Source organism: Erythrobacter sp. THAF29 (assembly GCF_009363635.1).
Lineage (GTDB): Bacteria > Pseudomonadota > Alphaproteobacteria > Sphingomonadales > Sphingomonadaceae > Erythrobacter.
Map to the genome: position 1 here is coordinate 1,659,460 of NZ_CP045392.1, position 18,307 is coordinate 1,677,766.

Below are 18,307 nucleotides of genomic sequence, written 5' to 3' on the forward strand. Positions count from 1 at the left end.
CTTGAGGGGTGAAAAAACGCTTTGCAAAAGCAATGCGGACAAGGAGAGGCCCCGCACAGGGGAAACTGACATGGCTGATATTTCGCAAATCCTGAGAAGGGCCGCGCCCGCCATTCTGCTCGCAAGCCTTGCAACATTATCAGGATGCGGAAGTACCAGTGACGGTGCGGTGAGCGAACAACTCTTGCTTGAAGCGGGGGAAGATGCAGCCAACTGGCTCTCGCACGGGCGCACCTATAATGAAGAACGCTTCAGTCCGCTCGAACAGATCAATGCGGACAATGTCGGCGAGCTCGGTCTGGCTTGGGAAGCGCCGCTGGGCAGTTTCCGCGGCATTGAAGCTACACCCATTGTGGTTGATGGCGTGATGTACACTACCGGTTCGTGGAGCGAAGTGATCGCGCTCAATGCGGCAACCGGCGAGGTGTTGTGGAAATACGACCCGGAAGTCCCGCGTGAAAAAGGGCGCCATGCCTGCTGCGATGTCGTCAATCGCGGGGTCGCGGTCTATCAGGACAAGCTGTTTTTTGGCACGATTGACGGACGGCTGATTGCGCTTGACCAGAAAAGCGGCGATCAGGTCTGGGAAACCCGCACATTCCCGATTGAAGAACCTCACACCATCACCGGCGCACCGCGTGTGGTGAAAGGCCGTGTAATTATCGGCAATGGCGGGGCTGAATTTGGCGTACGCGGCTTTGTCGCAGCCTATGATGCCGAAACGGGTGAGCAGGAATGGAAATTCCACACCGTACCCGGCAATCCCAAAGATGGGTTCGAAAACGAAGCCATGGAAATGGCCGCTGAAACATGGAAGGGCGAATGGTGGGAATTGGGCGGTGGCGGCACCGTATGGGATTCCATGGCCTATGATCCCGAGCTTGATCTGCTTTATATCGGTGTTGGCAATGGTGCGCCGTGGAACCAGAAAGTTCGCAGCCCCGGCGGCGGTGACAATCTGTTCCTTTCCTCCATCGTCGCGCTGCGCCCCGATAGCGGGGAATATGTCTGGCACTATCAGACAACACCGGGCGAAACCTGGGACTTTACGGCCACGCAGAGCATCATTCTGGCCGATCTGGAGATTGGCGGGGAAGCCCGCAAGGTTTTGATGCAGGCTCCGAAAAACGGCTTTTTCTATGTGATTGACCGGACCGACGGGAAGCTGATTTCGGCCGAGAATTTCGTGCCGGTAACATGGGCCAAGGGCATTGACCCTGAAACCGGACGTCCGATTGAGAATCCGGAAGCGCGCTATCCGGAAGGAATGGCGCTGGTCAAACCCACTCCGTTCGGCGCGCATAATTGGCACCCGATGTCCTACAGCCCGCAGTCCGGGCTGGTATACATTCCGGCGCAGGATATGCCGTTTCTTTATCGCGATCAGATCGAAGGCGACATTGCGCGGGTGGATCGCGATGGTCTCAACACCGGCGTCAGCCTGACGGATCCGCTTCCCGACACAGAGGCCGAACGACGCGCGCTGATGAAGCAGATGATCCGCGCCCAGCTGGTTGCGTGGGATCCGGTCGCACAGAAAGAAGTCTGGCGGGTTGAGCACGAACGGATCTGGAACGGCGGTACGCTGGCCACAGGCGGTAATCTGGTATTTCAGGGAACCACCAAGGGGATTTTCAACGCCTTCAACGCCAAAACTGGCGACACGTTGTGGTCCTTCACTGTCGGTGCAGCTATGGTTGGCGGCCCTGTTTCCTACGAGGTGGATGGTGAACAATATATCGCTGTCTCGGTCGGTTGGGGCAGCGGCGCGAACCTGCTGGCCGGATATTATGTCGATCCCAAAGGCGGCAAGGTCGAAGGGCGCGTGATCGCGTTCAAGCTCGGCGCCGATGGCAAAATCTCATTACGGCAACCCGCCAAGAGCGAGCTGCCACGTCCGGCACGACGCCCCAGCTCCACTGAAGCCGTCGCACGCGGAACCGATCTCTACGGGCGTTTCTGCGGCATCTGCCATGGGGGCGCAGCTATCTCGGCTGGCACCACGCCCGATCTGCGGTACTCGGCAACATTGGGTAACGATGCGTTCCACGCCTTCGTCCTTGAAGGTGCAGCGGCAGCCAATGGCATGCCCAATTTCAACGGTCGGCTGAGCAAAGAGGAAGTCAGCGACATCGAGGACTTTCTCCTGTCACGCGCATGGCTCGCTTTTGAAGATACCAGCACTACAGAAACTGACTGATCAAGAGAGAACCTGAAATGAAGATGCACCTGAACGCCACCGCCCTGCTACCACTCACGCTCGCTCTTGCGGCCTGCAATGGCGGGACCGAGGTCAGCAGCCCGCAAATGCCGTCCAAGAACCCGTTTCTGGTCGATAGTGAACTGGCCACAACCCATTTCGGCCCTGCACAGCAGGACTCGCTGTCTTTCGAAGGGCCGCGTGGCATTCACGAGCTTGATGAAAGCCAGATTCAGCGTGTTGCCGGAGGGATGGTCAACCTCACCATTCTTCAGGGGCCCAAATATGAGTCCGGCGAAGAGGTGATCATCGCCACCAACAACAATCAGGTGGCAAAAATTCTGGTCAATGACGGCAAATATGAACTGATCGCCAAAACACCGATCAATGGCCAGCCGCATATGTCAGCCGAGGACGTGGCCAAAACCGTCGCGCGGCTGGATGAAGCGGAAACCGAAGCGGAAATTCTCGAATTTCTCAACGCAGAATACCCGCGCTATGTCGAACAGGTTGTTGCCCGTGCGGCAATCTACAACATCTCTGACCGTGACGGGAACTTCTACACCGTGGTCAACAATGATGTGGTGGTTTTCGCCGATGAGGAAGCCGGTAATCCGCGCTCTCCGATGGTCGAGAAAGCGCGCTTCCGCCTGCCCACGGAGTATTTCAACCCCACTATGGAAGATCCCGATGCCGTATTCGGGTTGGGCATGACATATGATGGCATGATAGTCATGGTGACGATGGGCGGTGTGGTGGCCGTGGTTGATCGCGAGTTTGAGGGCGATCCGATCATCCACCGCCTGGCTGACGAGGAGAGCGTCACCAATAGCATCGCGATTGACAAGGATGGCGGCATTTACGTGCTTTCCAACAAGCGCATGCACAAAATGGTGTGGGACGGCACGCAATTGCATACCGACAGCAATGGCGCGTGGTCATCCGAATATGACAGCTTCGAAGGCAAGCTGGGCGGTGTCAGCCTGGGCAATGGCTCGGGCTCGACACCCTCGCTGATGGGTTTCGGCGGTGAGGAAGACAAGCTCGTCGTCATTACCGATGGTGAGCAAGTCATGAATATGGTCGCCTTCTGGCGCGACGACATCCCTGAAGGTTTCGAGCAGAAACCGGGTACCAAATCACGCCGTATTGCCGACCAGATGAAAGTCACATTCGGCAAGGAAAATCTGGAACGCGCGCAGTCTGAACAATCTGTCGCAGTCTATGGCTATGGCGCGATGGTGGTGAACAACACACTGCCTTCACCACTGCCGACCATGCTGGAAAATGTCGTGACATCCGGCTTTACGCGCGAAGGTCCAACCGGGGCAGAAAAGTTCCAATGGGATACCGAAAGCGACAGCTGGATACGCGCCTGGGCCAATCCCGATCTCGCAAGCCCGTCAACCGTTCCGATGATTTCAGGTGGCTCAAACCAAGCCTATGTCAACGGTTTTGTCGATGGAAAATGGGAAGTGACCGGCGTTGACTGGGACAGCGGCGAAGTCGTCACACGCCTGCGGATGGGCAAGAGCCAGGCCTATAATGGCGCCTATTCGGTCATCAGCATGCTCCCGGGCGGCGATATCGTGCTGGGCGGCCTGTTCGGCACAATGCGGATCAGAACCGATGAGGGCAATCAGGACAAATAGCAGGAACGATGCTGATGACAGATGGTGATGCAAAAGGCAGCGGCGGGGCCGAAACCTCGCCATCCGAGCTTCAGCGCCTGTTCGAAACGCAGCAAGCGCTAACTCGTGAGCGTGTATCGCGCAGCTATGAAGAGCGGATGGATCTTCTCGCCCGGCTCGGCACCATGTTCGAGACGCATGAGGAGGAGATGATCCAGGCGGCGGCGGCTGATTTCGGCATTCGTAGCCGCCACGAAACTGTATTAACCGACATGATGCTGGTCTTGTCCGAGGTGAAATATGCGCGGCGGCATTTGCGCAGATGGATGAAGAAACGCCGCGTCAAGACAGACATTTTTGGCAAGCCGGGAAAATCGTATCTGCACCCCCAACCGCTGGGCGTTGTCGGTATTTTGGGCACCTGGAATTACCCCTACGGCACAGTCTTTGCCGGAGCGGCAGGGGCACTGGCTGCGGGCAACCGCATCATCGCCAAGCCTAGCGAGGTATCCGCACGCTCAGCCGAGACGATGGCGCGGCTGGCAGCGAGGTATTTTTCCGAAGAAGAACTGGCGGTGGTTCTGGGTCAGGCTGAGCTGGCCGGCCATATGACGTCGCTGCCCTTCGACCATCTTCTGTTTACCGGTTCACCCATGATCGGCAAGAAGGTGGCCGCAGCCGCAGCCGCCAATCTCACTCCGATCACGCTTGAGCTGGGCGGCAAATGTCCGGTTATCATCGATCCGTCCGCATCGCTTCCCAAAGTGTGCGAGAGCCTGGTATTCGGCAAGCTCCTCAATGCCGGACAGACCTGCATCGGGGCGGACTATGCCTTCGTTCATGAGAGCATGCTGGACAGTTTTGTCGAGCAGATGGGTGAACGGGTGGCCAATTGCTACACTGACATCGAAGACAATGCCGATTTCACCAGCATTATCAATCAGCGCCAGTATCAGCGCCTGACCGGCCTGCTGGATGATGCGCGCAGCAAGGGTGCCACCATCATCAATCTTGCTGGCGATGGCGATGGGCTATTCCCCAACCGCAACCGGATGGCTCCGCAGGCCGTGTTGAATGTTTCTGACGAGATGGCGCTGATGCAGGAAGAGATTTTCGGGCCGATCCTGCCGGTCATGCCCTATCGCTCAGCCGAGGACGTGATCCGATACATCAACCGGGGCGAACGACCGCTGGCGCTTTATCATTTCGGCAAGGACAATCGCGCGCGGCAAGCCATTCTCGAAGAAACTCATGCCGGGGGCGTCACACTCAATGGAACCGTGATGCATGTGTTCCAGCGCAGCCTTCCTTTCGGCGGGATCGGCAATAGCGGCATCGGAAGCTATCTCGGGCCATCCAGCTTCGAGCGCTTTTCCCACTTCAAACCGGTTTTTCGGCAGTCCGGTGTGAACATGCTGGGGCAATTGCTGCCCCCTTATTCCAACAAAACCGGCAAGTTTTTGGGCGTCTTCAAAAAGCTGCTTTAAAGTATGGCTTCCGTTTTTAACCAATACCGGACGTTGGGTCATGCAAAACCAGTACTGCGCCGATGGGCCTCAAGGCTCATAACTATGATTTGGAGGGCGGCGATCCTTATTCGCGAGTGAATACGATAGATCAGTTTTTCTTGCGTGGCGCAAAATGGCACAATCATTTCGTAAAAATCTCTATCGCATTCAGTCTGCTTTCTGTTCAAGGATAACGGTGCCTGAACGTCCGATACTGGGGCGCAAAGCCGACATCGAAGCTAAGAGGAGAGTGAGCTTCCTGATTCCTGAACCCGGACACGTCCGTTCCGGTGATCAGGAGACGATCGATGACCAAGTCCCGCCGCACCGCTTCAGTTTCTCCAGCCGGACGCATCACTGCCGCCATCATTGAAAAGCTCGAAGAGGGCACCAAGCCCTGGGTCAAGCCGTGGCGTGGCTTGCCGGTTTCGCGCCCCTTGCGTTGCTGCGGGACGCCCTATCGCGGCATGAACACCTTTTGGTTGTGTATGGTGGCCGATGCCTGCGGATACACCTCTCCCTACTGGATGACATACCGCCAGAGTCAGAAGCTCGGTGGTCAGGTCCGCAAAGGCGAGAAGTCGACCATCGCGATCTTCTACAAGAGCTACACAAAGGAAGTTGAAACCGCTGACGGCGGGCAGGACACGGAGAACCGTCGCGTGCTGAAGGCCTATTCGGTATTCAACGCCGACCAGTGCGATGGCCTTTCCGAATTCTACCATCCCAAGCCTCTGGTTGCCGCGCTTGAGCCCGAAGGCCGCGAAGAGCGGCTCGATGCCTTCTTCGCCCGGATCGAGGCAAACCTGCGGCATCACGGCGCGCAAGCATACTACGAGCCGCTGCGCGACCGCGTCACCATGCCGCCTGTTGAACTCTTCGAAGCCTATGACCACTACTATGCGACACTCGCGCATGAGCTGTCGCACTGGACGGGGCATTCCTCGCGGCTCGATCGCGATCTCAAGAACCGCTTCGGTAGCGATGCCTATGCCGCTGAAGAACTGATCGCCGAGCTATCGTCTGCCATTCTTGGCGCTGAACTGGGCCTTCCGGTCACCCACCTCGACCATCATGCGAGCTATATCGCGTCTTGGCTCAAGATCCTCAAATCGGACGAGCGCGCGATCCTGACCGCGGCAGCAAAGGCCGAGGAGGCAGCCACCTTGCTGCTCGAACTGGGTGAATTCCAATCAACTGAAGGCGAGACCGACGTCGATTTGGCTAGTGCAGCCTAAGGAGCGGTGAGATGGGACGTTCCGTCAGCTATCCGACCGGCTCATTGGTAGCCTTTCGCCTGCTCGATGACGGCGAAGACGACGATGCGGACTGGGTCTATGAGTGCCTCGTCGACGAGATCATCGATACCACAAAGGCAGCCTTTCCATCCTTCGAGACCTTCGATGGATGGCGCGGTCGCGAGGACCGTATCCTTCTGCGCAACGCCTTCGCCGATTGCGGGATATCGACCTATTGCGGGCTTGCCGCGATCTGGCTCGCCCCTCGCGATGATGCTCGCTTTTGGGAAGCTGACTTCTCTCACCCGCGCGCGGCCCGTGCGCGCCACTGGATCGCCCAAGTGGCGCCGCGTTTCGAACGAATGTTCGGCGAACTCAAAATGGTCGGGCGTTTCTCGAACGGAGAGGCGATCTTCGAACGCCAGAAATCTTGCATTTGAGGGACAATTGTGTATATCTTGCACATGAAAGGACAGGCTATGGCGACGAAGCCACTCGAATTGCAGCCCGACGATGGCAAGGTCCTCACCTCTGCTATCGCGCGCATCGCCGAGTTCTGGGGCCTCACCAATCCCAAGCTTGGTGCAATCCTCGGTGTATCGGAATCGACCGCCTCACGCCTGCGCTCGGGCAAGGCCCAGCTCGACCCTCAATCGAAGTCTTTCGAAGCTGCTCAGTTCCTCCTGCGACTGTTCCGCTCGCTCGACGCTCTGCTCGGGAGCGACGACATGTCTGCGCGCGCGTGGCTGACGACCGCCAATCTCGATCTCGATGCGCGTCCGATCGATCTCGTCGACAGCTTCAAGGGTCTCATCACCGTTTGCGACTATGTGGACGCCCACCGCGCTCGCGTCTGAGTTCCGCCGCTACCGCCGGACGGTATGGCGGGTAGTCGAAGCACAGCATCGCATCTCGACCAATCGATTGACCTCCGACCTTGGCGAGCAACAGCGGCTTGAAGAACTGGCAGATAGCGCCAAGCCGGACTTGCCGAAGTCCGCGCACGGGTTGCACTATCTCCTTGCTTCACCCTTTCGCTATGGCCACACGGTTGCCAGCCGTTTTCGCCGCGCAAACGAGCGACCCGGGATCTTCTACGCAAGCGAAGCCGAAGGCACCGCTATCACCGAGACCGCCTACTGGCGGCTCAAGTTCTACAGCCGCTCGCCGGGGTTCGTTCCCGGCAATCGGACCATCGAGCATCTGAGCTTTTGCGTAGCCGTATCGGTCACGCGGTTGACCGATACGACCAGACCGCCGCTCGAGGCCAATGCCAAGCGATGGCTTGACCCGGACGATTACTCGCATTGCCAGGACCTTGCTGCGTCGGTGCGCGAGGCGGACGGTCAGGCCATCCGCGCGCGCTCCGCGCGGGACCCGGACGGTATTAATCTCGCACTGCTCGATCCGGCCGGTTTCGCGAAATCGGAACCCGTTCACGGGCGGGGCTGGCACTTGCGCCACGAAGGTGATCGGCTGACCGTGATCGCAGCGTTCCCCCATGCAGAAGTGCTTGCGTTTACGCCGGGACAATTCGGTCTTCTGGAGCGCTCCTGAACCGATCCGGGATTCCTCCCAAACAACTCCAGCGCCACTCCGACACTATCCCGCGCGAGCCTGTTCGCTGGTCCTTGTGCCCTGGACCGGTCAGGTCCCACCGCAACCCGCGCAAGGCTGCGGCCCGTGTGGCCCGCGCCAGCCTTGCCTTGCGGGGTTTCCCGCTGCCGCGGTGCGGCGTTCCCTTGTCCCGGTCCTTGTCGGGCACGGCGAACAGGCCCGCGCGGAAATTCCTCTGCCGGCATTCGCCGGTCTCAGGAGGACTACTCAGATGTATGACAGTTTCGCCAGCCAGCTTGCCGGTCTCGATCTATCCGGCTTCTCGATCACGCCTGCCCCTTTCAACGAGGCCGACTTCCCTTGCGAGGACGCCATGTCTCACACGCTCGGAGCGGTTTGGTCCGATCTCTTCGCATTGTTTGCCGACACCGCGCTCGAAGCTGACGCTGAGGATCTCGCCTGGGGCTTTGTCAATCTCTTCCACCGCGCCGCCAGCCGCAAGTTGGCCCAGGTGGACCGGGCCTCGGATGAAATCCGCGCCCTTCTGGCATCCGCCGACGGCTCCGAAGTGCATTCGTCGAACCTCGAAGAGCAGACCCTGCGCGCCCAGTCGGCTGAAGCCAGCATGTTTGCGTTCGAGCAGATGCGTGAGGTTGCAGCTGGTCTCTATCGCGACGAAACCGGTTCCTCGTGGAAGCCCGTATCGGGATCGCGTGCGCGCCATTTGAAGAACATGACTTCGGCTGTGATCGATGCCCGCGATTTCCTGCGCGTGCGCAAGGAACGTCGTCAGGCTGCACTTGCACCCGAGGGTACTCCGGTCGTGTTTGCCGGTGGTCGCAACCGCTTCGAAAGCGAGGCCGACGCCAAGACTTACGCGGCCAACATCTGGGCTACGCTAGACAAGGTGCGCGAGGTCGTTCCAGATCTCTTTCTCGTACACGGAGGCGACGGTAAGGGAGCCGACAGACTGGCTGCATCCTGGGCCGAGCGTAACGAAGTGCAGCAGCTGACATTCGGGCTTGAACGCCGTCTCGGGGCTTGCGCAGGATTCAAGCGCAACGAGCAAATGCTCGGTCTTAACCCTCGCTACGTGGTGGCATTTCCGGGCAATGGCGTGACCGAACGCTTGGTGATCGAGGCCAAGAAGCAGCGCATCACGGTTGTTGATCGTCGCGGGCCATTGGGCATCAGCCCCGCTTGAACGCGCGGGAGTTCTCTGGCCGTTCTCGCCAATGAACTCCCGTTCAACAGAAAAAAGGGCGGCCCATCTCGAGGCCGCCCACAAGGAGAGAACTCATTGCATTGCTGCTCCGAGCCCTTCGGGTCGCGAAGCTTTCAAAGCACTTGATGTCTCTGAGTCGATTGTAGGGTTACGACAGGCCCGCATAGGTACGCTTTGGAACAACTTCGTTGCTCATCGCGGGATAGCTGAGCGTCTCTGAAGCCACTCCCTTGTGGATGGATACGCTTGTTTATTGCAGCGGTGCGGCACTTATCGTTCCCGCATCTGATTTACCAAGCTACAAGAATGCCAATGCAACTCGATGATCTTCTCCTTCGCTACTTTGCCTCGACCAATATAGCTGAGATATCACCCGACACTTTAGCAGCCGGGATTGAGCATTGCCGGGTCGACCTCGGCCTCGAAGAGGACAGGGGCAAGCGCTTTGCACTGTGGTCGTTCCTGCACATGTTCGGGTCCGCCCCCGACCTCGATGTGGCGTTCGAGAACGAGGAAGACCGGGAAGCAGCCCGCAACTTCATGGATATCCTGGCGGCATCGGAAAGGGACGGCGAAAGCTGATTGCAGCGGGATCATATGACCCTTCAGACCCGCACCCGATACCCATCCGGCTTTCTTCGCGAACAGTCCTGAACCAGGTCAGCTGAGGAGCCGCAACCCGTTCCTTTGACGGCCGTGTTGTCGCGCTTCGCGCGCCTGCCCGCACCACCCGTCATGAACAGGTTTCCCTTCGGCCTTTCAGGCCTGCGGTGCAGTCCTCCCATGCCCTGCTTCTTTCAGATGTTCGCAAGCCGGAGATGGTCTCCGGTTTGAGGAACTGAAGGAATACAACCATGACCAATATCGCAATCCTCACCGGCCGCATCGCCCGCGATCCGGAAACTCGCGAGACCAAGGGCGGCACCAATGTCACCGGGATCACCGTCGTCACCGATCGCCCTGCACGGGACAAAGACGGCAAGACCTACAAGGACGAGAATGGCTACACCGCCAAGGAAAGCGAGTTCCACCGGGTGACCTGCTTCAACGGCCTCGCCAAGACCGTCGGGCAGTACTGCACCAAGGGCCAGCTGGTCAGCGTCCAGGGCCGCATCCACTACACCCAGTGGGAAGACAAGGACGGGGTCACGCGCTACGGCACCGAGATCCTCGCCGACAAGGTCGACTTCCTCTCGCGCGGCAACGGCTCCGGCGAGAACGACGACAACAAGGATGCTCCCGAGATCGACTGAACTCTCTCGTCGATCTCTCTCCCGAAGGGGTCCTGTCCAAGCCGGACAGGACCCCTTTCATCGTTCTACTTCACAGGCGTTTGTTGAGAGCGAGGAGAAGATATAGAAGCACCCAGCCGCTTCAACGCCTCATCCTCCCCCAGCTTTGCGAGCTCCACGGCCGCTTTAGCCAGGCCTTTCTTCGAGAACGTTTCGAGGCCCGTTCCGAGGATCACATGGCCCAGTTCAAGAGCCGCCTGTTGTTCGAGTTCTTTCTGACGCTGGTCGAGTGCCAGCCGGTCAGCCTCCAGCTTCTGGAGTGCGGCTACAGCGCTTCGTTTCGATGGCATTGGAGTCCGTCCTTACTCCCCTTTCGCGTTCCTCCCACGGGCTCCAATGGAACAGGCCAGACCCTGTAGGAAAGTCCTTTTGCAGATGACTGGCACGGGCGCTTTTATCGGGCGGGGGAGGGGCCTGGCTCACGGACTTTCAAGGATGACGGGCCTGGCACCGACGCGTCAAGGACGGCGGGGCCCCACCATTTTGACTTCCCTTCGCTTGCGCTGCGGTCCAACAAAATCGTTGCCCCCACCGCCGCTTCGCGGTCGCCCCTATGGGCGATCCCTGACCCGCCGGCACCGTGCCCATCCGCCTTCCTCCTGTCGTCTCACCGACAGACATCAGGAGGAAATCATGACTACACTTGGCAATATTGAATCGAATTCGAACAGCTACTTTGAAGCACTCGCCACTGCCGAACAGCGGGCCTTGCACAGTTTCTTCGACCAGCACGTCGTCGAGGATGACGACCTTGGATACTTCGCTCTCGACGAAGGTGACTACAACGCCTTGCCAGCACATCTGGCCAGCCGTGTGGTGCACACGGTGCATGGCGCAATGCTCGACGAGTTCTGAGCGTCCAATAGGGCGGGAGCCGGTGACGGTTCCTGCCCTTTTTTCGTGTTCGCTGGTGGAAGAGGAGGGCGGGATGTGGAGCGGGGCTGGTGACGCGCTCGGTCCCGCACCACCTGCGGCGGTGCTCCTGCGGGCGCGGTGTCTTTGTTCCGGGCCCCGCACGCACTTGCGCACCGCGACCGGGTCGGACCAGCGCGCGCGGCAGGACCGACAGGTCCCGTTCCCGCCGCTTCACACTTGGTCCTTTGCCGGTCCCTCTTGCGCAGGTGCTGCCTCTTGTTGAGGGTGTAGCTTCGACATGACCGCTCGCAGGCACCGGTTCGTGCGAAAGGTTGCTCACGCTCCTTTGGCAAGGATTGCCAAGCCCCACGATCAGAGAGCCGCAATCATTTCTGGGTCGGCCCGCGCAATTGTAGAGGGATGGCACACCGTACGCAGCGGTAGCTGCATGGGATGGCAAAAAAGAGCGAAGAAACAGAGGTGTTGCTTAATCGAAGGGCCGAGCAATCAGGTGGTAGCCAAGGCGTAGGAGTATCCCGTCGCAGGCAGTCCCACCGTCTCAAACTGACCGGCCATGTTGCCCGGCGAAAGTCGCTTCCTATCGGCATCACATGGGATACAGACCTTCCCGGCTTCGGACTTCGCAAGCGAAAGTCAGGACATCTCACCTGGATCGTGAAGCACAGGCCGCGAGGCGTGCAGCGAATGGTGACGCTGGGAAGCGCGGGAGTGGCGGCAGGTGCGCTGGGCGCTCCCGCCGCGCGCGCTGCCGCGCGCAGATTGCTCATCGAAGCAACGCTTGCCGATCTTCCCACCGTCCCGGAGAGGCAGAAGGCTCCGCTCTTCGCAGAGTTCGCTGAGGAGTTTTGGCTCGACTATTCGCCGCATTGGAAGCATTCAACGCGCGACGCATCGCGGGCTTACATCGACAAGCGGCTGATCCCACGGTTTGGGACGCTTTGTGTTGATGCGATTGAACGCGCGGACATCAATCGTTGGCGAGACAGCATGGCTGACGTGGGAGGAGCCTTCAATCGAAGCATCCCGGTCATGTCGGTTATGATGCAATATGCCGAGAAACTCGGCTATCGCGAGAAGAACACCAACCCGTGCTGCGGTGTCTCTCGTTTCAAGCGGGACTTGCCGGAACGATATCTTTCAGCCGATGAATATCGAAGAGTCGGTAAGGTGCTGGCAGAACACGACGGTGCCAATCAGTACGTAGTCCCAGCTCTCCTTATGCTAATCTATACCGGCGCACGGGTTTCAGAGATTGCGACACTGCGCTGGCGCTACGTCCAGTTGCCGCGCCTCGCATTGCCTGACAGCAAGACGGGGCCGAAGACGATCTACCTCAACCCGCAGGCAATCGCTGTGCTCGATGCGCTGCGACGGCGCGGAGACGATCAGCTCGTGTTCCCGGCAATGTATCGTGAGGTGCCGATCAACCTGGGCCAGCACTGGGAGAAGATCAGGCGCAAGGCTGCCTTGCCCGATGTGCGCCTACACGACTTGCGGCACAGCTTCGCCTCGGTGGCCATCTCGAAAGGCATTCCGCTCGCGACCATTGGCAAGCTGCTCGGCCATGCGCTTCCTGAAACGACAGCCCGATATGCGCACCTCGCCGACGAGGTGATTTTTGAAAGCGCCGACCGCATCTGTTCCAGCCTCGCAAACTCGATGGGGATGACCGCATGACTAGCTATGATCTCAAGCGCATCCTTGCCGAGGAGCTGGCGCGCATCGTTCCGGGTGATGCTGGAAAGCGCCGCACGAAGTTCGACTACGTCCTTCCTGGTTTTGGTGAGCGTATCCATCCATCAGGCAAGAAGAGTTACGTTCTTCAGCGCACAATGGGCGGCAAGCAAAGACTCATCACCATAGGCGATGCTGCTATTCTGACCGAGCGGGTCGCCAAGGATGTTGCACGTCGTCTCATCTTGAGGGTCGAACTGGGCCAGAATCCGGCGGACAAGAAGCAACGCGGGAAGAAGACGCCGACCTATGTTTCCTTTCTCCGGCACTATTGGGAAGTGGCAGCTCCGACCTGGAAGCCATCCACTCTTGAGATACATGACATCTACCGGCGAACGCACTTGGAACATGCGTTCGCCGGAAAGTTCATCGACGAGATCAGCCATGCTGATGCCGTGCGCTGGCACGCGACGCTAACGCGCTCGGCAGGACCGGGCGCGGCCAACCGCGCGATGGAAATCCTAAAAGCGATGTTCGGGAAGGCCGAAGCATGGGGCTATCTACCAGAGCACTCCAACCCTTTTCGCGGTGTGAAGCGCAACAAGGGGCGGAAGATCGAACGCTTCTTGAGCCAAGACGAGATGACACGTCTTGGAGATGCGCTAGCACGGCATCGTGCGGACAGGCCTAACGAGGTTGCGGTAATCTCGCTACTCGCTTTGACTGGGTGTCGGCGCGGCGAGATTCTCAATCTCACTTGGGCCGAGGTTCAGGGCCGTAAGCTCAAGCTGACCGATTCAAAGACTGGGCCACGTGTCGTATGGCTTGGCAAAGAGGCGAGGGCAGTCATTGATCGCTTGCCGCGCCGAAGGAGCCATGAGCGCGTCTTCCAGTTCGATGTGCTGCCCGTCTCTGCAATCGACTGGTTCTGGCGCATGCTGAGGGTCGAAGCGGGCATCGAGGACGTGAGATTACACGACCTGCGGCACAACTACGCGAGCCTCGCTGCTCGTTCATCCGAGACACTGCCCATGATTGGGCGCTTGCTGGGCCACAACAACTCTTCAACAACCGCACGTTACGCTCATTTGGATGACGCGCATCTACTTTTGATGTCAGACCTGATCGGAAGTGAGATTGGCGGGAGGATTGCTTTCCAACCTCAATCTCGACAATGACAGGTTCTCAAGAGCAACCGTGCGAGCAGCGACCGTGTGGATAACCTCGAATGCAAAGATTCTGGCTGCTGAGTCGAATCACGGAATATGCTTTAGTCACCAAGGAGATGCTGGCGCATCTATTGCTGAATTAGAAAGACTAGAAATAGCAGATGAATGCGGTCGAAATTGAAGAAGCGATATCGGAGCTAGCGGAACAGCCTTTTGACAAGACTGAATTCCCCTTCCAATTCCTTGCTGCATTCGGAAATAAAGCCACTACCGTTAAGCGCCTTCGCTCAGGCGCGTCGAATAGTTCCGACCTTGAGGGCGGGGTGCTACAGCGCAACAATATTCACATTGCGACATGCGAACTTGGCGAGGTAGACGCGACACTTCAGGCGTTACGGCAAAGCCCCCAGACGGCGAGTGCTCGTGCCAAGTTCATTCTCGCAACCGACGGCGAGACGCTCCAAGCCGAAGAGGTAGGAAGCGACGAAGCGCCTATCGCTTGCGAATACGCAGACTTCCCCAACCATTTCGGTTTCCTACTCCCGCTCGCTGGCATCACAACGGTCAAGCAAATCCGCGAGAGTTCATTCGACATCAAGGCAACCGGACGGCTCAACCGTCTCTACGTGGAGCTGCTGAAAGACAATCCCGATTGGGACACAGACGAGCGCCGCCCTGACATGAATCATTTCATGGCACGTCTTATCTTTTGCTTTTTCGCCGAGGACACTGACATCTTCGAGGGCGAACACCTTTTTACGCGCACCATCGAGCAAATGAGTGAGCGAGACTCTTCCAACACCCATGAGGTGATCGGCGGAATTTTCCGTGCGATGGACTGCGAGCGTGCTGAGCGAGAGGCCAACGAAATACCGCGCTACGCAAACCAATTTCCGTATGTGAACGGTGAGCTGTTTTCAGGAAGCACGGAAGTCCCGATCTTCAGCAAGATTGCACGTTCCTACCTAATCAATATCGGCAATCTTGATTGGAAAAAGATTAACCCCGATATTTTCGGGAGCATGATCCAGGCCGTCGCGGACGATGAAGAACGCGGCGCATTGGGGATGCACTACACGAGCGTCCCGAACATTTTGAAGGTACTCAATCCCCTTTTTCTCGATGACCTTCGTGAAAAGTTAGAAGACGCGGCCAACAGCCCAATCAAATTGCTCAACCTTAGAAAGCGCATGTCGAAAATTAGGGTCTTCGATCCAGCATGCGGATCAGGCAATTTTCTAGTGATTGCCTATAAGGAAATGCGCGCGATTGAGGCCGAGATTAACAAACTACGAGACGAAATTGATTTACGCACAGAGATCCCGCTCACAAATTTTCGCGGGATAGAGTTGCGCGATTTTCCTGCCGAGATTGCACGATTGGCGCTCATAATTGCCGAGTACCAGTGCGACGTTCTTTACCGTGGGCAAAAAGAGGCTCTCGCTGAGTTTCTTCCTCTGGATGCTCAGAACTGGATCACTTGTGGAAACGCTCTACGCCTTGACTGGCTGAGTATTTGCCCTCCAACCGGCACTGGCGTGAAGCACACCTCAGATGACCTTTTTCATACCCCACTAGATCAGGCTCAAATCGATTTCGAGAATGAGGGCGGTGAAACCTATATCTGTGGGAACCCACCGTATCGCGGGAGTAAATGGCAGGATGAGGAGCAAAAGAACGACCTTGCTAAAGCTTGGTCCGATCACCCGAAGTTAGCAAAGACGACCGACTTCGTATCCGGATGGTTAGGAGCCTATCTCAGATATGCGAAAAGCGTACCTGACGTGATGGCCGCATTCGTGACGACCAACAGTATCTGCCAAGGCCAGCAGGCGTCTGAGATTTGGCCCGTCATGAGCAAAGGTGGTCAAGAAATCGCCTTCGCGCACACACCGTTTACATGGAAAAACCTTGCGAGCCACAACGCTGGGGTGACTGTGATAATTATCGGCTTGTCTGCAAAATCAAACAGAAAAAAGCACCTTTTCAGCCCCGGCGATTTGGTCCGCGAATGCGATGCCATCGGGCCCTATCTGGTCCCGAACATGTCTGACACTATCTCGAAGGTAGCTACGCCCCTAGGCCCGCAGTCTCCAATGCTGTTTGGCAACATGCCTCGAGATGGAGGTCATTTATTCCTTACGACCGCCGAGGCAGAGCAGCTTCGCGCTGATCCGAATGCGAAACGCTTCGTGCGCAAATTCCTTGGTTCCGCCGAGCTGATCAACGGGAAAATTAGGCACTGCATCTGGATCAATGGCGACGAGGTTGATTTAGCCAGACAAAGCGACTTCATTGCGCAGCGACTTGAGCTGGTCGCAGAAAATAGACGTCAGTCGCCAGCGAAGTCGACACAGCTTTTTGCGGAATCGCCTCACCGCTTTGTGCAGATTGCAGGTGCGGCACGACATTCTGCAATTGTTGTGCCTCGCGTTTCGTCTGAGAATCGCGACTACTTACCGGTCGATCTCGTTACGGCCGATTACATCATTGGGGACAGAAACTTTGCGCTCTACGATGCTCCCCTTTGGAATTTGGCTCTAATTGCGTCCAGACTTCATTGGGTTTGGATTGGAACGGTTTGCGTGCGCATGCGCAGCGATTTTTCATACTCAAATACTCTCGGGTGGAATACTTTTCCAGTTCCTGTGCTTACAGATAAAAACCGTGATGATCTGATAAGAACTGCAAAAGAAATCCTCACTTCTCGCGAGCGACACTTTCCAAGCACGATTGCTGATCTGTATGAGCAAGGGAAGATGCCTGAGAACTTGCTTTTGGCGCATCAGGCTAATGACGAGGCTGTAGAACGGATATTTTTCGGTCGGAGAATGCGTAATGACACAGACCGACTTGAGAACTTGTTCTCTCTATATCGTAAGGTTGTGTAGTTATGAATGGATTTGCCCATGACCACACCGGTGGAATTACGACACTGTCGGAAATCCTGAGACTGAGAGAGGAACTTTCTCCTGACAGAGTCTTCGGTTGCTACGCGTATGCAACACAGTCTGGTTTCCGAACCTTTGAACTAGGTGTGGGAGAAGATTTTTGGGACTCCACTACATCACGTTGGCTCTTCGGAATTGACTATGGAAGGTCCGATCCTCGTGCTCTCGAGGCAATAGCTGACAGAGCAAACGCAGAGATTAGGATTTTTGACGGCCAGTATGTGGTTGATAGCGAAGGCTTTGCGCCACGCCGAGACTATCATGCCAAATCAATGATATTGGAGAATTCAACTCAGCATTCCCATGGCTTGGTGCTTGGGTCTGGGAACTTCTCATACAATGGCCTTTGGCGGAGTGTTGAGGCAGGAGCATCATTCATCGCTCTAAATCAAGCGCAGATGAACGCTTATGTTCAGCCCGTAGCCTCAGTATTTGAAGACCATTGGAACGGCGCTACCCCTTTGGATACCATATTGCCTTCCTACCAAAGCCGAAGGGCAGAGCTGGTTTCCAACAAAGATGAGAACCGACCGGACGAGACCCACGCCCCATCTAAGGGTTTTTGGATTGAGGCTGGCTACGTCACTAAGAATCGAGGTGACCACAGGCCTGGCAACCAGATTTTCGCTCCAAACGGATTCCGTGACTTTTTCGGTTTCGGCGCTGCCATCGGCAATTCGACGCTCATTGGTCAGATCAATTTTTTGACTGAGATCGGTCCCAAGGTGGTGAAGAACTACCGGGAGAATGACAACACGATGGAGAAGCTAACGCTGCCCATGCCCGAAGACCACGGCTTTGGGGTCTATGACGGTAAGGTGCTCATATTCGAACCACAGGGCAGCGAGTTCCTTTTAAGGGCGGTTGAGGCTGAAGAGTTCGATTTAGTTTATGGGCACCGGCTCGCAAATGTTCAGACGATGGGTGGCGGCAGGCGTTTCGGGGAGTTGGTTTAGTTATGGTGGGAGGCCCAACGATCTCGAAAA

16 protein-coding genes are annotated in these 18,307 nt (G+C 57.3%); 15 read left to right on the forward strand and 1 reads right to left on the reverse strand.

The genetic code is table 11. The features are described from left to right. Window positions 1-70: 70 nt before the first annotated feature. From FIU90_RS08060 to FIU90_RS08105, 10 genes are all read left to right on the forward strand, one after another. Complete coding sequence (locus FIU90_RS08060; protein ID WP_152434310.1) at window positions 71-2,200, forward strand: PQQ-dependent dehydrogenase, methanol/ethanol family; 2,130 nt, start codon at window positions 71-73, stop codon at window positions 2,198-2,200. 17 nt (window positions 2,201-2,217) lie between these two features. Then, window positions 2,218-3,852, forward strand: coding sequence for a hypothetical protein (locus FIU90_RS08065; protein WP_152434311.1), 1,635 nt, complete (start codon window positions 2,218-2,220; stop codon window positions 3,850-3,852). Between the two features lie 14 nt (window positions 3,853-3,866). Beyond that, entirely contained in the window at window positions 3,867-5,318 is a 1,452-nt protein-coding gene (locus FIU90_RS08070; protein ID WP_152434312.1) for an aldehyde dehydrogenase family protein, read from the forward strand. A gap of 329 nt (window positions 5,319-5,647) precedes the next feature. Continuing rightward, window positions 5,648-6,577: an ArdC family protein gene (locus tag FIU90_RS08075; RefSeq protein ID WP_034953448.1), complete on the forward strand. Its 930-nt coding sequence runs from the start codon at window positions 5,648-5,650 to the stop codon at window positions 6,575-6,577. A gap of 11 nt (window positions 6,578-6,588) precedes the next feature. Continuing rightward, window positions 6,589-7,017 (forward strand): hypothetical protein, encoded by a 429-nt coding sequence (locus tag FIU90_RS08080; RefSeq protein WP_152434313.1) that lies wholly within the window; start codon window positions 6,589-6,591, stop codon window positions 7,015-7,017. A 39-nt stretch (window positions 7,018-7,056) separates the two neighbouring features. Further along, entirely contained in the window at window positions 7,057-7,434 is a 378-nt protein-coding gene (locus FIU90_RS08085) for an MbcA/ParS/Xre antitoxin family protein (protein WP_152434314.1), read from the forward strand. Further along, window positions 7,406-8,134 carry an RES family NAD+ phosphorylase gene (locus tag FIU90_RS08090; protein WP_152434315.1) on the forward strand — a complete coding sequence of 243 codons (729 nt, stop codon included), beginning with the start codon at window positions 7,406-7,408 and terminating at the stop codon, window positions 8,132-8,134. The genes FIU90_RS08085 and FIU90_RS08090 overlap by 29 nt, the downstream gene beginning before the upstream one ends. Before the next feature lie 271 nt (window positions 8,135-8,405). Next, a complete protein-coding gene (locus FIU90_RS08095; RefSeq protein ID WP_152434316.1) occupies window positions 8,406-9,338 on the forward strand; it encodes a DUF2493 domain-containing protein in 933 nt (310 codons plus the stop codon). A gap of 333 nt (window positions 9,339-9,671) precedes the next feature. Continuing rightward, window positions 9,672-9,941 carry a hypothetical protein gene (locus FIU90_RS08100; RefSeq protein ID WP_152434317.1) on the forward strand — a complete coding sequence of 90 codons (270 nt, stop codon included), beginning with the start codon at window positions 9,672-9,674 and terminating at the stop codon, window positions 9,939-9,941. A gap of 272 nt (window positions 9,942-10,213) precedes the next feature. Then, the gene (locus FIU90_RS08105) at window positions 10,214-10,612 is read left to right on the forward strand and encodes a single-stranded DNA-binding protein (RefSeq protein WP_152434318.1); all 399 of its coding nucleotides are present in this window, start codon (window positions 10,214-10,216) and stop codon (window positions 10,610-10,612) included. 65 nt (window positions 10,613-10,677) lie between these two features. Here the strand turns inward: FIU90_RS08105 and FIU90_RS08110 are convergent, their stop codons facing one another. Further along, window positions 10,678-10,941, reverse strand: a complete 264-nt coding sequence (locus tag FIU90_RS08110; protein WP_034953461.1) for a DUF6437 family protein — start codon at window positions 10,939-10,941, stop codon at window positions 10,678-10,680. Window positions 10,942-11,284: 343 nt separating this feature from the next. Here FIU90_RS08110 and FIU90_RS08115 point away from each other — a divergent pair, with 343 nt between their 5' ends. The 5 genes from FIU90_RS08115 (at window position 11,285) to FIU90_RS08135 (ending at window position 18,277) form a co-directional block, all read left to right on the forward strand. Then, on the forward strand, window positions 11,285-11,506 hold the full coding sequence (locus FIU90_RS08115) for a hypothetical protein (RefSeq protein WP_034953463.1): 222 nt from the start codon (window positions 11,285-11,287) through the stop codon (window positions 11,504-11,506). A gap of 453 nt (window positions 11,507-11,959) precedes the next feature. Further along, window positions 11,960-13,204 carry a site-specific integrase gene (locus FIU90_RS08120; RefSeq protein ID WP_234029454.1) on the forward strand — a complete coding sequence of 415 codons (1,245 nt, stop codon included), beginning with the start codon at window positions 11,960-11,962 and terminating at the stop codon, window positions 13,202-13,204. Then, the gene (locus FIU90_RS08125; protein WP_152434319.1) at window positions 13,201-14,379 is read left to right on the forward strand and encodes a site-specific integrase; all 1,179 of its coding nucleotides are present in this window, start codon (window positions 13,201-13,203) and stop codon (window positions 14,377-14,379) included. The genes FIU90_RS08120 and FIU90_RS08125 overlap by 4 nt, the downstream gene beginning before the upstream one ends. Before the next feature lie 152 nt (window positions 14,380-14,531). Then, on the forward strand, window positions 14,532-17,261 hold the full coding sequence (locus FIU90_RS08130; protein WP_152434320.1) for a DNA methyltransferase: 2,730 nt from the start codon (window positions 14,532-14,534) through the stop codon (window positions 17,259-17,261). A 2-nt stretch (window positions 17,262-17,263) separates the two neighbouring features. Beyond that, window positions 17,264-18,277, forward strand: coding sequence for a hypothetical protein (locus tag FIU90_RS08135; RefSeq protein WP_152434321.1), 1,014 nt, complete (start codon window positions 17,264-17,266; stop codon window positions 18,275-18,277). Window positions 18,278-18,307 lie beyond the last annotated feature (30 nt).

Bases quoted from the DNA above. Each gene is read 5' to 3' on its own strand.
- FIU90_RS08060 (WP_152434310.1), top strand. From the start codon at position 71: ATGGCTGATATTTCGCAAATCCTGAGAAGGGCCGCGCCCGCCATTCTG.
- FIU90_RS08065 (WP_152434311.1), top strand. From the start codon at position 2,218: ATGAAGATGCACCTGAACGCCACCGCCCTGCTACCACTCACGCTCGCT.
- FIU90_RS08070 (WP_152434312.1), top strand. From the start codon at position 3,867: ATGACAGATGGTGATGCAAAAGGCAGCGGCGGGGCCGAAACCTCGCCA.
- FIU90_RS08075 (WP_034953448.1), top strand. From the start codon at position 5,648: ATGACCAAGTCCCGCCGCACCGCTTCAGTTTCTCCAGCCGGACGCATC.
- FIU90_RS08080 (WP_152434313.1), top strand. From the start codon at position 6,589: ATGGGACGTTCCGTCAGCTATCCGACCGGCTCATTGGTAGCCTTTCGC.
- FIU90_RS08085 (WP_152434314.1), top strand. From the start codon at position 7,057: ATGGCGACGAAGCCACTCGAATTGCAGCCCGACGATGGCAAGGTCCTC.
- FIU90_RS08090 (WP_152434315.1), top strand. From the start codon at position 7,406: ATGTGGACGCCCACCGCGCTCGCGTCTGAGTTCCGCCGCTACCGCCGG.
- FIU90_RS08095 (WP_152434316.1), top strand. From the start codon at position 8,406: ATGTATGACAGTTTCGCCAGCCAGCTTGCCGGTCTCGATCTATCCGGC.
- FIU90_RS08100 (WP_152434317.1), top strand. From the start codon at position 9,672: ATGCAACTCGATGATCTTCTCCTTCGCTACTTTGCCTCGACCAATATA.
- FIU90_RS08105 (WP_152434318.1), top strand. From the start codon at position 10,214: ATGACCAATATCGCAATCCTCACCGGCCGCATCGCCCGCGATCCGGAA.
- FIU90_RS08110 (WP_034953461.1), bottom strand. From the start codon at position 10,941: ATGCCATCGAAACGAAGCGCTGTAGCCGCACTCCAGAAGCTGGAGGCT.
- FIU90_RS08115 (WP_034953463.1), top strand. From the start codon at position 11,285: ATGACTACACTTGGCAATATTGAATCGAATTCGAACAGCTACTTTGAA.
- FIU90_RS08120 (WP_234029454.1), top strand. From the start codon at position 11,960: ATGGCAAAAAAGAGCGAAGAAACAGAGGTGTTGCTTAATCGAAGGGCC.
- FIU90_RS08125 (WP_152434319.1), top strand. From the start codon at position 13,201: ATGACTAGCTATGATCTCAAGCGCATCCTTGCCGAGGAGCTGGCGCGC.
- FIU90_RS08130 (WP_152434320.1), top strand. From the start codon at position 14,532: ATGAATGCGGTCGAAATTGAAGAAGCGATATCGGAGCTAGCGGAACAG.
- FIU90_RS08135 (WP_152434321.1), top strand. From the start codon at position 17,264: ATGAATGGATTTGCCCATGACCACACCGGTGGAATTACGACACTGTCG.